This is a genomic window from Streptomyces sp. 7-21 (genome assembly GCF_016741785.1).
Taxonomy (GTDB): domain Bacteria; phylum Actinomycetota; class Actinomycetes; order Streptomycetales; family Streptomycetaceae; genus Streptomyces.
This window is the reverse complement of sequence record NZ_JAERRL010000006.1, coordinates 184965-199630: the sequence shown is the minus strand read 5'-3', so window position 1 is coordinate 199630 and position 14666 is coordinate 184965. Positions and strand designations below refer to the sequence as shown.

Below are 14666 nucleotides of genomic sequence, written 5' to 3'. Positions count from 1 at the left end.
TCCCACGAGCACCATCCGTCAGCCCGGCTCACGGGCACGGTTCCTCAGCTGAACAGGTCATCAGCACCTCGCCTGCTCCGGCGCATGGCCACGGGTTTCTCAGCCCGTGGCCGCTTCGCGTGCCAGGGCGGTCAGCCGGGATATGGCCCGGTAGTACTTCTTGCGGTAGCCGCCCCGCAGCATGTCCTCGCTGAACAGGCGGTCGAACGGCACCCCCGAGGCCAGCACCGGGATCTCCCGGTCGTACAGCCGGTCGGCCAGCACCACCAGCCGCAGCGCCGTCGCCTGGTCCCGCACCGGCTCCACGCCGGTCAGGCACACCGCGGCCACGCCCTCGCACAGCGCGCCGTACCGGCTGGGATGGACCCGCGACAGGTGGGTGAGCAGCGCGGGGAAGGAGTCGAGCGAGGCGCCGGGAAGCCGGTGCGCCGCGGCGGTCACGTCCTCCTCGGGCGGCGGCTCGGGCGCCTCCGGCAGCCCGCGGTGGCGGTAGTCCTCGCCGTCGATCCGCAGCGTCGTGAAGTGGGCGGCCAGCCCCTGGATCTCGCGCAGGAAGTCGGCGGCGGCGAAGCGGCCCTCGCCGAGCCTGCCGGGCAGCGTGTTGGACGTGGCCGCCAGGGCGACGCCCGCCTCGACGAGCCGGGACAGCAGCGAGGACACCAGCACCGTGTCGCCGGGATCGTCCAGCTCGAACTCGTCGATGCACAGCAGCCGGTGCTCCGAGAGCGTCTGCACGGTCCGGGCGAAGCCCAGGGCGCCGGCCAGGTTCGTCAGCTCCACGAACGTGCAGAACGCCTTGCGTGCGGGCGGCGCGGGCGCCGCGTGCCACAGCGACGCCAGCAGGTGCGTCTTACCGACGCCGTAGCCGCCGTCGAGGTACACCCCCCGCCGCGCGGGTGCGGCGGCCGCGCGCCGCCGCCGCCACGGCAGCCCCCGGCCGGCCCGGCCGCCGCCGCGCGCGGGGGCACCGAGCCCGGCGGCGAAGCCGCGCAGCGCCTCCACCGCCTCGCGCTGGCTGGGCTGCCCGGGGTCGGGCACGTAGGTGTCGAAGCGCACCGCGTCGAAGCGCGGCGGCGGCGCCAGCTCCGCGACCAGGCGCTCGGCAGGCACGTCGGGCACCCGGTCGCACAGCGACAGGGGAGCGGCGAGGGGGGCGGCGGCTGACACGGTGTCCCACTGTAAGCCCGCCCGGCGTGTGCCACACTGCGCCCCATGCGACGCCTGTATCCCCCGCCCGCCACCGCGGACAGCGCCGAGGACCGCGAGTGGACCCTGGCCGAACTGGCCGAGGCGTACGCCTACCCGGACCCGAGGCCCGGCGGCGCGGCGGACCGGACGGCCTGGCTGCGCGCCAACATGGTCGCCTCGGCCGACGGCGCCGCGCATCACGGCGGGCGCTCCCAGCCGCTGTCCGGCGCCGCCGACATGCGCGTCTTCGGGGTGCTGCGGGCGCTGGCCGACGTCATCGTCGTGGGAGCGGAAACGGTCCGGCGCGAGGAGTACCGGCCGGCCAAGCGGCGCGCGGACTTCGCGGCCCGGCGCGCGCGGGACGGCCAGGCGCCCGTGGCCGCCATCGCCGTCGTCTCCGCCAGCCTGCGCCTCGACTTCGGCGCGCCGCTGTTCACCTCGCCGCTTGTCCCCACCCTGGTGCTGACCGGCGGTGACGCGCCCGGGGCCGGTGTGGCCGCCGCCCGGGCGGCGGGCGCCGAGGTGGTGGTGGCGGGGGAGGGCTCCGCCGTCGATCCGCTGCGTGCCAAGCGGGAGCTGGCCGCGCGCGGGTACACCCGGATGCTGACCGAGGGCGGCCCGCGGCTGCTCGCGCAGTTCGCCGCCGCGGGCGCGCTGGACGAGCTGTGCCTGACCACGTCCCCCCGGCTGGCGGCCGGTACGGCCGAGCGGGTGATGCACGGGCCCGGCCTGCCGGTGCCGCAGGAGCTGGCGCTCACCAGTCTGCTGGAGGACGCCGGCTTCCTGTTCGCCCGGTACCAGCGGGCATGACAGCGGCCGGAATATCACCTTCCGCTTATCCTGATGCGGGCGGACGCGCGTGCGGCGCACGGCTCCCCGTCATCGCGGGAAGTATGGTTTCTGCCGGGGTTCGCGGGACCCGGCCCGACGAAGGGCTCTCGCCGTGATCACGACAGTTCTCATGATCGAAAAACCCCTGGCGCCCACAGACGTGGAGCTGGTCACCACCCTGCACGGCGAGGATCGGCAGTCCTTCGTGGTGCTTCTGCGTCCGCGCGGCGACCAGGACCGGCTGCTGCGCGCGCTGGACGACGTCGCACTGGGGGAGTTCGGCGAGGCGGTCCGGGAGACGCGCGAGCCGGAGGAGCACGACGGGCGGGAGGCGGACCAGCGCGCCCTCGACCACTCGGTGCGCGCCCTGCGCGCGGCCGGTGCCGACGCGGCCGGGCGCCTCCTCGGCGACGACCCGATCGGCGAGCTGTCGGCCGTCGTGAAGGAGACCGGCGCCGACGAGGTGATCGTCCTGACCGCGCCGCACTACGTCGAGGAGCTGTTCCACCGCGACTGGGCCTCCCGCGCGCGCCACCGGACGGGCGTCCCGGTGCTGAAGCTGTTCGCCCACGCCGAATAGCGCGGGAGCGGCCCCGCCGGGTGCGACAATCGTCGGGCCACGCTTCGACCAGGGAGAAACACGCATGACACCGGCGCACCCGGCCGCCCCGCCCATGGGCGGCGCCATGGCACGGCCCCACCTCATCGGTATCGGCGGGGCCGGCATGTCGGGCATCGCGAAGATCCTCGCCCAGCGCGGCGCGCGCGTCGCGGGCAGCGACGCGCGCGACTCGCGGACGGCCGCCGCGCTGCGCGCCCTGGGCGCCCGCGTCGACATCGGCCACGACGCCGCGCACCTGGCGGCCGATGCCAGCTGCGTGATCGTCTCCAGCGCCATCCGGGACACCAACCCGGAGCTGGCCGAGGCCCGGCGCCGCGGCCTGCCCGTGATCCACCGCTCCGAGGCGCTGGCCGCGCTGATGGCGGACAAGCGGGCCATCGCGGTGGCCGGCACGCACGGCAAGACCACCACGACCTCCATGCTCGCCGTCGCGCTGCGCACGCTCGGCCTGGCCCCGTCCTACGCGATCGGCGGCGACCTCGATGTCCCCGGCTCCAACGCGGAGCACGGTGACGGCGAGCTGTTCGTGGCGGAGGCGGACGAGAGCGACCGCAGCTTCCACCGCTACGCGCCCGAGGTCGCGGTCATCCTCAACGCCGAGCTGGACCACCACGCGCACTACGCGTCGCTGGAGGAGGTCTACGAGTCCTTCGAGACCTTCGCCGGCCGGATCGTGCCCGGCGGCACGCTGGTGACCAATGCCGACCAGGCCGGAGCCAGGGAGCTGGCCCGTCGCATCGGCGCCAGCGCGGCCGGGCCGCGCCTGCTGACCTACGGCGAGTCACCCGGCGCCGACGTGCGCATCACCCGCGTCGAGCCGCGCGGCCTCACCAGCGAGGTCACCGTGCTGCTGCGCGGCGAGGAGCTGACCATCCCGGTGTCTGTGCCCGGCCGGCACTACGCGCACAACGCGGTGGCCGCGCTCGCGGCGGGCGTGGCGGCGGGCGTGCCCGCCGACGGCCTGGCCAAGGCGCTGGGCACCTACACCGGCGTGCGGCGGCGGCTGACACCGGTGGGGGAGGAGCGCGGGGTGCGGGTCGTCGACTCCTACGCTCACCACCCCACCGAGATGGCCGCCGACATCGAGGCCATGCGGGACGCCGCCGGCGAGGGCCGGGTGCTGGTCGTCTTCCAGCCGCACCTCTTCAGCCGCACCCGGGAGCTGGGTGCCGAGATGGGCCGGGCCCTGGCGCTGGCGGACGCCTGCCTCGTGCTGGACATCTACCCGGCCCGCGAGGACCCGCTCCCCGGCGTGACCAGCGAGCTGGTCGCGGACGCCGCCCGCAGCAGCGGCGCCCGGGTGCTCCCCGGTTCCGCGCTCGCCGAGGCGCCTGGAATCCTGGCGGGAATGGCGCGCCGCGGTGACCTGGTTGTCACCATGGGCGCGGGCGACGTGACCGAGCTCGGGCCCCGGATCCTGGCCCGCCTGGCGGCGGAGCCGGGAACCGACCGGACAGCGTGAAGGAGACAGTGATGGCGTACCGGGTGCAGAAGACCGAAGAGGAGTGGCGCGAGCAGCTCAGCCCGGAGGAGTACCGCGTGCTGCGGCAGGCGGGCACCGAGCCCGCCTTCACCGGTGAGTACACAGACACCAAGACGCCTGGCGTGTACCACTGCCGGGCCTGCGGGGCGGAGCTGTTCCGGTCCGAGACGAAGTTCGAGTCGCACTGCGGCTGGCCGTCGTTCTACGACCCGGCGGACAGCGACGCCGTCGAGACCCGCCCCGACTACTCGCTGCCGGGCCGTCCGCGCACCGAGGTGCTCTGCGCCACCTGCGGCTCGCACCTCGGCCACGTTTTCGAGGGCGAGGGCTACGACACGCCGACGGACCTGCGGTACTGCATCAACTCGATCGCGGTCCGGCTCGAGGAGCGCTGACCGGCGGCGATCCGGCGGCGGGCGGCGGGTGAGCGCCGCACGAGGGGGGTCCGCCAGACCGGCCGGACAAGCGTGGAGGGGACGATACGGGGATGCTGAGCACCCTGCCCGCGTTCCTCGCCGCCTGCCTGCTGATCGCCGCGTCGCCGGGGCCGAGCACCATCCTGATCATCCGCAACGCGCTGCGGGGCCGCCGCGCCGGGATGATGACGGTCCTCGGCAACGAGACCGGCGTGTTCGTGTGGGGGCTGTGCGCGGCCCTCGGCCTGACCACCCTGCTCCAGGCCTCGCGGCTCGCCTATGACGGTATGCGGATCGCGGGCGTGGCGGTGCTCGTCGGCTTCGGCGTGCACACGCTGCGCCAGGCCCGGCGCGCGGACGGGGCGGATCTGGCCGGCGCCGCGGCGGACGCGGCGCCGCGGCCCTGGCGGGCCTACCGCTCCGGGCTGCTGCTGAACCTGGCTAACCCGAAGGCCGGGGTCTTCGCTATGGCCTTCCTGCCGCAGTTCGTGCCGCCGTCGGTGCCCGCGGGAGTGCCGCACTTCGCCGCGATGACCGCGCTGGCAGGCGTCTGGGCGGTGTTCGAGACCGGCTACTACGCCGCGTACGTCTGGGGCGTGGGCCGGCTGCGGCGGGTGCTGGAGCGCCCCGGCGCGCGCCGCCGCCTGGAGCGGATATCCGGCTGCGTCCTCATCGCCCTGGGCGTCGGCCTGGCGGTCGAGTCCTGACCGGCTCCCGCAGCAGCACGGCCGCTGACAGCGGCGGCAGCCGCAGCCGCCCGTCGCCGCCAGGCGGGTCACAGCGGCAGGTAGCGGCCAGCGGCGTGTACCGCCCCGGGGCCAGCCGGGCGGCCGTGGTGTGGCCGGCCGCCACGTTGACGGCGACGACCAGCGGGCCGGAGCGGACGGCCAGCCAGCCCTCGCGCTCGTCATGGCGCACCTCCACGTCCGCCAGCCGCAGGTCCGGCGGCAGATGGGCGCGCCGGGCTGCGATCAGGCGGCGGTGCCAGCCGAGCATCCGGTTCCCGGCGGGGTCCGCGGGCCAGCGCAGGCAGGAGCGCTCGCGTGTCGCCGGGTCCTGCGGGTCGGGGATGTCCCCGGCGCGCCAGCCGTGCCCGGCGAACTCCCGCCGCCGCCCCTCGCTCACCGCCCGCGCGAGCGCCGGGTCCTGGTGGTCGGTGAAGTACTGCCAGGGCGTCGTGGCGCCCCACTCCTCGCCCATGAAGAGCATCGGCGTGAACGGCCCGCACAGCACCAGCGCCGCTGCCAGCGCCGCCCGCTGCTGGCCGGCCAGCGCGGCCAGCCGGTCGCCGAGCGCGCGGTTGCCGATCTGGTCGTGGGTCTGGGCGTAGCCGACGAACCGTCCCGCCGCCGTGGCGTCGCGGTCGGGCGCACGGCCGTGGGCGCGGCCCCGGAAGGAGGAGTAGCCGCCGTCGTGGAAGAACGCCCCGGTGAGGGTCTTGGCCAGGGCGGCGAGCGGGCGCTGGGCGAAGTCGGCGTAGTAGCCCTGTGACTCGCCGGTCAGCGCGGCGTGGAGCGCGTGGTGGAAGTCGTCGTTCCACTGCGCGGCCAGCCCCATGCCGCCTTCGGCGCGGGGCGCGGTCGTGGCGGGGTCGTTCTGGTCGGACTCGGCGATCAGGAAGAGCGGGCGGCCCAGCTCGGCGGCCAGGTCGTCCACGGCCCGTGACAGCTCCGCCAGGAAGTGCGGCTCGCTGTCGTCGCACAGGGCGTGCACGGCGTCGAGCCGCAGGCCGTCGAGCCGGTAGTCGCGCAGGAACGCCAGGGCGCTGCCGGTGAAGTAGGCGCGCACCTCGGCGGCGTCGGGCCCGTCGAGGTTGACTGCCCAGCCCCAGGGAGTGTGGTGGCGGTCGGTGAAGTAGGGGCCGAACTCTGCCAGCCGGTTCTCCCACGGGCCCAGGTGGTTGTGGACCACGTCCAGCACCACACCCAGGCCGTGGCCGTGCGCCGCGTCCACGAAGCGCTGGAGTCCCTCGGGGCCGCCGTACGGCTCGTGCACCGCCCAGGGCGCGACCCCGTCGTAGCCCCAGCCGTGCCGGCCGGGGAACGGGCAGACCGGCATCAGCTGGACGTGGCTGACGCCGAGGGCAGCCAGGTGGCCCAGGCGCGCCGCCGCCGCGTCGAAGGTGCCCTCGCGCGTGAACGTGCCGACGTGGAGCTCGTACAGCACGGTGTCCGCCCCCAGCCCCCGCCCGGCCCAGGAGTGGCGCCAGCGGTACGCGCCGAGCGCGGTGACCGCGCCGGGGCGTCCCGGCCCCTCCGGCAGCCGGCGCGCCCGGGGGTCGGGACGGACCGGGCCGCCATCGAGCGAGAAGCCGTACCGGTCGCCGGGCGCGGCGGGCTCCTCAGCGCGCCACCAGCCAGCGCGCGCCGGGTCGGGGCGCATCGCCACCGCTCGGCCCGCGAGGTGGAGCGTGACGCGCTCCGCACGCGGCGCCCAGACCGAGAACGGCGTCACGGACGGGCTGGGTGCTGTCATGTGGTCATGGTTCCACCGCCCCGCGCGACGTGGGGGCGCCGCGCGGGACGGTGGGCAAGGACGGAATCCGGCCTGCCACCCAAGCGGGGGCTGGGAGGTGGGGCAGCAGGCCGGAAATCCGGAACCGCTCAGCCGGCCAGGGCGGCCTGCCGTGCGGGGCCGGAGGCCCAGGGCGGGGCGGCGGCCCCGCCGTGCGTGCGACGGCTCGTACGGGCGTCACGGCGCGCTGGCTCCGCGGCCTCCGGGGGCACCTCACGGGCCGTCACGGGAAAGGACGGGCGCGCCGGGACCGCCCGGACGGCGGCGGAACTGCGCGGCCATGCCCGCCGCGGTGGGTGGTCACGCATCGCGCTGTGTCCCTTCCGGCCGTGATGAGGTGGGGGATGACCCATGAGGCGGTGGGAGCGCTCCCACCACGAGGGACCGTAACCCTGCCGACGTACTGCTGTAAAGACTCCTGACGCAACGGCAGCACGATCCCGTCGCCGGTGCCCTCGCCCGGCGCGGGTCCGCGCGCGGCTGGCAGGACGACAGGCGGCGGAGCCGGTCCGGCCGTGCCGCCCGCGCGTCGCCCGCCGTGACGTGGCCGGAACCGCGCGGTGGGCCCGCCGGTGACGGCCCGTCGCCGCGGGCGAGGGCGCGGCAGCTGGTGGACGGCAGGCCCGCAAGGGGATCAGAGGGGGGTCAGCGCCGCTCGTCCCGGACCAGCAGCGCCACCGGGCCGTCGGCGAACAGCTCTGCCAGCCGTGCCTTCTTCGCCACCGCACGGCCCGTCAGCACGTCGCGCCAGCGCCCGGCGTCCGGCAGCGGCAGGTGGGTGCCGGCCCAGCCGCCCGACTCCGCCAGGCGGCGCGGCAGCCGGGTGACGGCCGTGATCACCCGCCCGGCGCGGGCGAACGCCAGGCAGTGCGCCGCGGCGGGTCCCTCCGCCGGAAGCGGCTGGTAGCCGCCGCGCGGGCCGAACCACCCGGGGTGTTCCCGCCGCAGCCGCAGCGCCGCCGCCGTCACCCGCAGCTTCTCCGCCGGCAGGTCGTACGCGGGCGGTGCCCCGCCGCCCTCGGTGACCGCGCCCGGCGCCTGAGCGTCCAGCGCGGCGAGCGCGGCGACCGGCAGCTGCGGCAGCCGGCGGTTGTCGGGGTCCACCAGCGCGAGATAGCGGGTCTCGCTGCCCCAGTACACGTCCGGCACGCCGGGCATCGTCAGGTGCAGCAGCGCCGTCCCGAGCGTGGCGGCCCGCACCCGCGGCGCCAGCGCCCGGCGGAACTCGCGCAGCGCGTACGGCTGCCGCCCCGGCCCGGCCAGCACGAACCGCTCGACCGCCGCCTCGTAGGCCGTATCGCGCTCCGTCCAGGAGGTGTGCAGCCCCGCTTCCCGCGCCGCCTTGAGCACCGCGGCCAGCAGCCGCTCGTGGTCCGGCTCGCCGAGCCCCAGCGCCGTCTGCCAGGCCGCCCACGCCAGGTGCGGGTCAGGGGCCCGCACGCCCGCGCGCGCGGTCTCCTCGGTCAGCCGCGCCACCAGGTCCGCCCAGTCGTGAGGATGCTCGCTCAGCGCCGCGAGCGCCGCCCGCACGTCACCGCTGCGCTTGGTGTCGTGCGTGGTCAGCACCGTGCCGGTGCGCGGCCAGTCCCGCTGCACGCGGGCGCAGAACGCGTGGAACGTCTCCGGCGGCAGCGCCGGCCGGCCCGGGTCGCCGCCGACCTCGGCGGCCGACAGCAGCGGCACGTACCGGTAACACGCGGTGTCCTCCACGGCCTTGGCGCGCACCGCCGAGGCGACCTGCGCGAACCGCACCCGCACATCCGTCAGGTCGCCGCCCTCGCCGAAGCGTCCCAGCACCAGGTCCCGCACGGTGTCCACGGCCGCCGCCTCCTCGCCGGACTCGAACCTGGCCCGCGCCGCGGCGGCGGCCGTCTCCAGCATGGCCTCGTCCACCGGCGAGGGAGGCGAGGAGGCCTCGACATAGGGCCGGTACACCGGCAGCCGCACCAGCAGCTCCGTCAGCGCCGTGCGCAGTGCCCAGGGCGCGTGGTCCCGCAGCCGCAGCCCGGGATCGGCGGCGCAGACGCGTTCCGCCGCGCGGGCCAGGCGGCTGGTCTCGGCGGCCAGCTCGTGGGTGACCACCTTGTACGCGGCGCGCAGGACGGTGGCGTCCCATTCGCCCCCGTGGTCGGGCGGGGCGCCGGTGAACGCCCGGTAATGCTCGGTCAGCTCCGCACAGCCCTGCGGGTCGTGGAAGACCCCGTCGATGTGGCGCAGCGCGTCGTATCCGGTGGTGCCCGCCACCGGCCACGCGGCGGGCAGCTGCTCACCCGCGCCGAGGATCTTCTCCGTCACGATCCAGGCCCCGTCCGCCCGTTCCCGCAGCCGCCGCAGATAGCCGCCGGGGTCGGCGAGGCCGTCGGGGTGGTCCACGCGCAGGCCCTCGATCACCCCCTCCGCCAGCAGCCGCAGCATGGTCGCGTGCGTGGCCTCGAACACCTCCGGATCCTCCACCCGCAGCCCGATCAGGCCGGAGACGGTGAAGAAGCGGCGGTAGTTGAGCTCGGTCCGCGCCAGGCGCCACCAGGCCAGCCGGTAGTGCTGCGCCTCCAGCAGCGCGGGCAGCGGCAGGCCGGCCGTGCCCGCCGCGAGCGGGAAGCGGTGCTCGCCGTAGCACAGCGCCCCGTCCTCGACCGTCAGCGCCGGCAGCTCGTCCGCGAGCGGGCCGCCGAGCACCGGCAGCAGCACCCGGCCGCCGCCGGCCTCCCAGTCGATGTCGAACCAGCGGGCGAACCGCGAGGCCCGCCCGTCCCGCAGCACCTCCCACAGCGGCCGGTTCAGCTCGGTGCGCGCGGGCACCGCCATGTGGTTGGGCACAATGTCGGCGATCAGGCCCAGGCCATGCGCCCGGGCCGTCCGCGACAGCCGCCGCAGCCCCTCCTCGCCGCCCAGCTCCTGGCGCACCCGGCCGTGGTCGGTGACGTCGTAGCCGTGCGCGGAGCCGGGCACCGCTTCCAGCACCGGTGACAGGTGCAGGTGGCTGACGCCCAGGGAAGCCGCGTAGGGGACGATCTCCTCAGCCGCCGCGAAGGGGAATGCGGGCTGCAGCTGCACGCGGTAGGTGGCGGTGGGCATGCGGTGCGCAGGCGTCATGGGAACCCTCTGCCCCGGCAGCCGCGCGGGCAAGCGCGGCACGGCCGGGCCTCGGCCGGTACATCATGGCGGACCGGGCTGCACGCCCGGGGGGAGCCGCAGTAGTCTTCCTTGATCCATCAGCGGGGCGGAAGGCGGTGCGGTTGGTGAGCTCTTCGGAGCTGGAGCTGCCCTCGGGCAACGGGGGCGACGCCACCGAGCCTCCCGAAGAGGGGGCGCTCCCGGCCGGGGCGGTCTCGGTGCCGAGACCGGTCGAGATCGGCGTGGACCTGGAATGGAGCGCCGAGGACTGGTCGGAGGTCCGTACCCGCGTCGAGCGCGCGGGCCGGGCGTACGTCTGGCTCAACCTGGTCGAGCAGCGGCTGCGCGCCGTCGTGGGAGCGGTGCTGCGGCCGGTGTACGAGCCGCTGCACGGCGCGGAGTGGGAGATCGCGGCGGCGGGCCCGACCGGGCAGGAGTGGGTGCAGCGCGCCGCGGCGCTGCGCGAGGTGAGCCGGCGCAAGGGGCACGTGCTCGATCCGGCCGACGACACCGTGCTCTCCTTCCTGACGCTCCCGCAGCTGCGTGAACTCATGGTGCAGCACTGGCCCTGCTTCGCGCCGTATTTGGACAACCGCCGCGAGGTGGAGCTGACCCTGGATGAGCTGGAGGTGGCGCGCGCCGCCGTCAGCCGCAACCGGGGCCTGAGCCGGGCCGTGCTGGAGCAGGCCGAGCGCGCCTGTGCGCGGCTGCTGCGGCTGCTGGACTCCGGCGCCGCCCCGCCGTCGGCCGGGCGGCTGCCCGCCGACGTCCTGGAACATCTGGTGGGCGACAGGTTCACCGACGTGGCGGGCGTCCATCCCGACCGGGTGCGGCTCCAGCGCCACCTGCCCGCCGACGAGCTGTTCGGTGACGCCCGGCGGCTGGACGCCATGGGGATAGGGCTGGGCCTGCTGGTGCAGAACTTCCCCGGCCGCCGCCTCGTCCGGCTGGCGGACGCCGGGTGCCGGGTGCGGCTGCTGTTCCTCAACCCGGCGAGCGGCGCGATGCGGCGGCGCGAGCGGGAACTGGGGCTCAAGCGCGGAGAGCTGGGGCGTTCGGTGGAGACGGCCATCCTGCACGTGCGGCGAGTGCGGAGCCGGGTGCGCGACCCGGAGGCGTTCGAGATCCACGTCTACGATGACACCCCGCGCTTCAGCGCCTACTTCGTCGACGCCGACGGACCGGACGGGGTGGCGGTCGTGCAGTCCTACCTGCGGCGCACCCGCGGCATGGAGACGCCGGCCTTCGTACTGCGGCGCAGCGGCCGTGATCTGCTGAAGGACGACCGCCACGGCGAGCAGGGGCTGTTCGATATCTACCGCGACGAGTTCGAGTGGACGTGGGAGCGGTCGCGGGCGGTGTCCTGACCCCGGCGGCACACCCGCGGGGTGAGACCCTTATCGCGCACGGAACCCGTGCCACCGGAAGGTGTCGGCCATCCGCCCGGTAAATCCGAGCCGTTACCGCGTGGTTACTGGGGCAGGTGGCCCGGGGGAGGCTTGCCGGGTGTCCCCGCTCCTGCCACCGTGGGAGCACCGGTAGGTTACGGCAGGTTGACGTGTGCGAACGCCCGGGGCTGGAGGAGCGGAGCCGTGGACTGGTGGATGGCGTTGTCCGGCCTGTTCGTTGGCGTGGTCGTCGGCATGACCGGCATGGGCGGCGGGGCGCTGATGACCCCCATCCTCGTCCTCTTCTTTGACGTCCCGCCCCTGGCCGCGGTCTCCAACGACCTCGTCGCCTCCGCCGTCATGAAGCCCGTGGGCGCGGGTGTGCACCTGCGCCGGGGCACGGTGAACAGACGGCTCGTCTTCTGGCTGGTGCTGGGCTCCGTTCCCTCGGCCTTCGCCGGCGTGCTCATCGCCCGCGCTCTCGGAGACGGCGCGGAGGTCCAGGACATCATCAAGACCGCCCTCGGCGTGGCGCTGCTGCTGGCCGCCGCGTCCATGGTGGTCAAGGCCTATCTCCAGCTGCGCGAGCGTGCCCAGGGCGGCAGGGCGCAGGACGACGATGCGCTGTCCATCAGGGTCAGGCCGGTGCCCACGATGCTGGTCGGGGTGGCCGGCGGCATCGTCGTCGGCCTGACGTCCGTCGGCTCGGGCTCCCTGATGATCATTGCGCTGCTGCTGCTGTACCCGACGCTGAAGGCCGGCTCGCTCGTCGGCACGGACCTGGTGCAGGCCGTGCCGCTGGTCTGTTCCGCCGCCATCGCGCACATCCTCTTCGGAGACTTCGAGTTCGGCATGACCGGCACCCTGCTCCTGGGCTCCCTGCCCGGCGTCTACCTCGGCGCCCGCCTCTCCTCCCAGGTCTCCGGCGGGCTGGTGCGCCGCGCGCTCACGCTCGTGCTGCTCGCCTCCGGGCTCCAGATGCTGCACGTACCGCTGGGTGTCACGGGCGTCATCGTCGGCGCCGCGCTGGCGCTCGGGCCGCTCGCCTGGATGTGGGCGCGCAAGCGGCACGGCCTTCCCGCGCTGGCGCGGGTCGAGACCCGGCAGCAGGCGGTGAGCCCGTAACCGGGTGCGGCGCCGGACACGGCCGGTGGCCGGGCGGACGCGTGCCGTGGGAAGGTCACTGGCGGTATGCGGGCGCTCGCTTTACGATGACGGCCCGGAGTGGGGGTGACGCCCGGCCGGCGGCCCGTGGAGCGGGGCAGGGGGAAGCGCCGGCCGGGCAGCGCGCGCCGCGCCCGGCACTGCCCTGGAGAACTCCCTGCGGAGAGCGGCGAGTTCCCCACATGTCCGGTAGGTGAGACGTGCCGTATTACACCTTGACGCGGACCGTGACCCGCTGGCACAGTCCCGTACTGTGAGCCAGGCTGACTTCCTCGTTCAGCGCCTCCACGTCGACCTCCGGCGGCAGGCGAGCGCTCTCTGTGCGCGCGAACACTGACGCGCGGCCCGCTGGCGTCGGCGTTCCCCGCTCCTGACTCTTGCGCGTTCTCGTACGCCACGTCGTCACGCACGCCGGCCCCGGCCCCGCTGGCCGTGAGCTGCCGCGCTTCTCATCCCTCGCAGGTCCGTTCCGCCGGGCGTCGTGGTCCGCGCTCCGCGCGTGGCTTCCGCCGCCCGTGCCCGACGAAGCCGCACCGACCACGACAGAGGAAGGACACCACCATGCGGCAGCGTGCCGTTCTCCGCCCGCTCTCCGCGCTTCCCGGACGCCCCGGGCGCCCGGCGCCCTCCGGCACCCCCAGCCTGACCGTGACGCTGGCCCCCCGCGCCGGCACGGGCCAGGACGGCGGCGGCAGCACCGTGCCCCTGCTCGGCTACGTGGTCGTCCCGCCCGGCGCCGCCGCGGCCGCCGCGGGCACGCGCGGGCCGCTGCGTGCCGTGGAGGGCGACGCCGGGCTGGTCATCGACGAGACCCAGCGCACCGCCGAGATCGAGGGCCGCAGCCTCGATCTGACCTACCTGGAGTTCGAGCTGCTCGCCCACCTCGCGCGCCATCCCCGCCGCGTCTACAGCCGCGAGCACCTGGTCACACACGTGTGGGGATACGAAGCCGTCGGCGACAAGCGGACGGTGGACGTGCACGTCGCGCGGCTGCGCCGCAAGCTCGGCCCGCGCCACCGCAACCGCATCGCCACGGTGCGCGGCGTCGGCTACCGCTACGTCCCGGCCGCCTGAGAGAACCTGCCGAGGCGGTGCAGGGCGGCGGGGTTCAGCCCGCGAGCCGGGCTCCCGGGCCGCCCAGCGCCGCCTCGTAGCGGCGCAGCAGCAGCCGGGCCAGCTCCGGGGCGTCGCCGAGCACCGGCGCCAGCACGTCGGCGCCCGCCTCGGCGGCGCCCGCCGCGATGCGGTCGGGCAGCAGCCCCGGCGCGATCACGTACGGCGCGACGGCCACCCGGCGCGCGCCGGCCGCCCGCAGCGCCCGCACCGCCTCGGCGGTGCGGGGCGGAGAGGCGGAGGCATAGGCGGGTGTCACGGCGTGCCATCCGGCCGCGCGCTGCCACTGGCGCGCCAGGTCGCCGAGCACGGCGCGGGCCGCCGGATCCGAGGTGCCCGCCGAGGCCAGCACCACGCCGGTGTTGCCGCGTGGCCCGCTCAGCCCGGCCTCGGCCAGCCGCCGCTCCAGCGCCGCCGTCAGCAGCGGCTCCGGGACGGGACCGAGCACATCCGCCTGGTGGATGGTGAGGTCCGGCATGCGGACGCGCTGCTGCGCCAGCAGGGCGGGAAGGTCATGCGTGGCGTGGTAGGCGCGGCTGAGCAGCAGCGGAAGAACGACGACCTCCCGCTCGCCGGCCTCGCGCAGCCGGAACAGCGCCCGCTCGGCGAGCGGCACGCTGAGTTCGAGGAAGCCCACGGCAACACGCGCGCCGGGGCGGTGCGCCCGCACCCGCTCCGCCACCGCCGCCACCGTCGCCGCGTGCCGCGGATCGCGGCTGCCGTGGGCGACGATGAGCATCGCGGCGGGGCGTACCGGACGGGATATCTCGCTGGTCATGGCCGTGCTCCGCACAGGCGGGGCGGCCGCTGGACCGGCCGCCCCGCCCGCCGCG

The 14666-nt window shown here is 75.6% G+C and carries 13 protein-coding genes; 9 read left to right on the top strand and 4 right to left on the bottom strand.

The window, feature by feature from the left end; translation table 11 throughout:
• Positions 1-99 precede the first annotated feature (99 nt).
• Positions 100-1167, bottom strand: a complete 1068-nt coding sequence (gene zapE / locus JK356_RS10215; protein ID WP_201867305.1) for a cell division protein ZapE — start codon at positions 1165-1167, stop codon at positions 100-102.
• A gap of 45 nt (positions 1168-1212) precedes the next feature.
• On the opposite strand from zapE, the gene JK356_RS10210 reads away from it, so the two are divergent.
• The 5 genes from JK356_RS10210 (at position 1213) to JK356_RS10190 (ending at position 5247) form a co-directional block, all read left to right on the top strand.
• Positions 1213-1998 (top strand): pyrimidine reductase family protein, encoded by a 786-nt coding sequence (locus tag JK356_RS10210; RefSeq protein ID WP_201867304.1) that lies wholly within the window; start codon positions 1213-1215, stop codon positions 1996-1998.
• A gap of 133 nt (positions 1999-2131) precedes the next feature.
• Positions 2132-2599: an indole-3-glycerol phosphate synthase gene (locus JK356_RS10205; protein ID WP_201867303.1), complete on the top strand. Its 468-nt coding sequence runs from the start codon at positions 2132-2134 to the stop codon at positions 2597-2599.
• Between the two features lie 64 nt (positions 2600-2663).
• On the top strand, positions 2664-4103 hold the full coding sequence (gene murC, locus JK356_RS10200) for a UDP-N-acetylmuramate--L-alanine ligase (protein ID WP_236671072.1): 1440 nt from the start codon (positions 2664-2666) through the stop codon (positions 4101-4103).
• 11 nt (positions 4104-4114) lie between these two features.
• The gene (gene msrB / locus JK356_RS10195; RefSeq protein WP_201867302.1) at positions 4115-4519 is read left to right on the top strand and encodes a peptide-methionine (R)-S-oxide reductase MsrB; all 405 of its coding nucleotides are present in this window, start codon (positions 4115-4117) and stop codon (positions 4517-4519) included.
• 92 nt (positions 4520-4611) lie between these two features.
• Positions 4612-5247, top strand: coding sequence for a LysE family translocator (locus tag JK356_RS10190; RefSeq protein WP_201867301.1), 636 nt, complete (start codon positions 4612-4614; stop codon positions 5245-5247).
• Here the strand turns inward: JK356_RS10190 and treZ are convergent.
• Both treZ and treY read right to left on the bottom strand, forming a co-directional pair.
• Positions 5210-7015: a malto-oligosyltrehalose trehalohydrolase gene (treZ, locus tag JK356_RS10185; RefSeq protein ID WP_201867300.1), complete on the bottom strand. Its 1806-nt coding sequence runs from the start codon at positions 7013-7015 to the stop codon at positions 5210-5212. The genes JK356_RS10190 and treZ overlap by 38 nt on opposite strands.
• Before the next feature lie 684 nt (positions 7016-7699).
• The gene (gene treY, locus JK356_RS10180) at positions 7700-10147 is read right to left on the bottom strand and encodes a malto-oligosyltrehalose synthase (RefSeq protein WP_201867299.1); all 2448 of its coding nucleotides are present in this window, start codon (positions 10145-10147) and stop codon (positions 7700-7702) included.
• A 146-nt stretch (positions 10148-10293) separates the two neighbouring features.
• On the opposite strand from treY, the gene JK356_RS10175 reads away from it, so the two are divergent.
• From JK356_RS10175 to JK356_RS10165, 4 genes are all read left to right on the top strand, one after another.
• On the top strand, positions 10294-11535 hold the full coding sequence (locus JK356_RS10175) for an SAV2148 family HEPN domain-containing protein (protein ID WP_201867298.1): 1242 nt from the start codon (positions 10294-10296) through the stop codon (positions 11533-11535).
• A 225-nt stretch (positions 11536-11760) separates the two neighbouring features.
• Positions 11761-12681: a sulfite exporter TauE/SafE family protein gene (locus JK356_RS10170; RefSeq protein WP_201867297.1), complete on the top strand. Its 921-nt coding sequence runs from the start codon at positions 11761-11763 to the stop codon at positions 12679-12681.
• Positions 12682-12913: 232 nt separating this feature from the next.
• On the top strand, positions 12914-13057 hold the full coding sequence (locus tag JK356_RS22545) for a putative leader peptide (protein WP_374100639.1): 144 nt from the start codon (positions 12914-12916) through the stop codon (positions 13055-13057).
• 224 nt (positions 13058-13281) lie between these two features.
• Positions 13282-13794: a winged helix-turn-helix domain-containing protein gene (locus tag JK356_RS10165; protein ID WP_201867296.1), complete on the top strand. Its 513-nt coding sequence runs from the start codon at positions 13282-13284 to the stop codon at positions 13792-13794.
• 34 nt (positions 13795-13828) lie between these two features.
• Here the strand turns inward: JK356_RS10165 and JK356_RS10160 are convergent, their stop codons facing one another.
• A complete protein-coding gene (locus JK356_RS10160) occupies positions 13829-14611 on the bottom strand; it encodes a sirohydrochlorin chelatase (protein WP_201867295.1) in 783 nt (260 codons plus the stop codon).
• Positions 14612-14666: the final 55 nt, after the last annotated feature.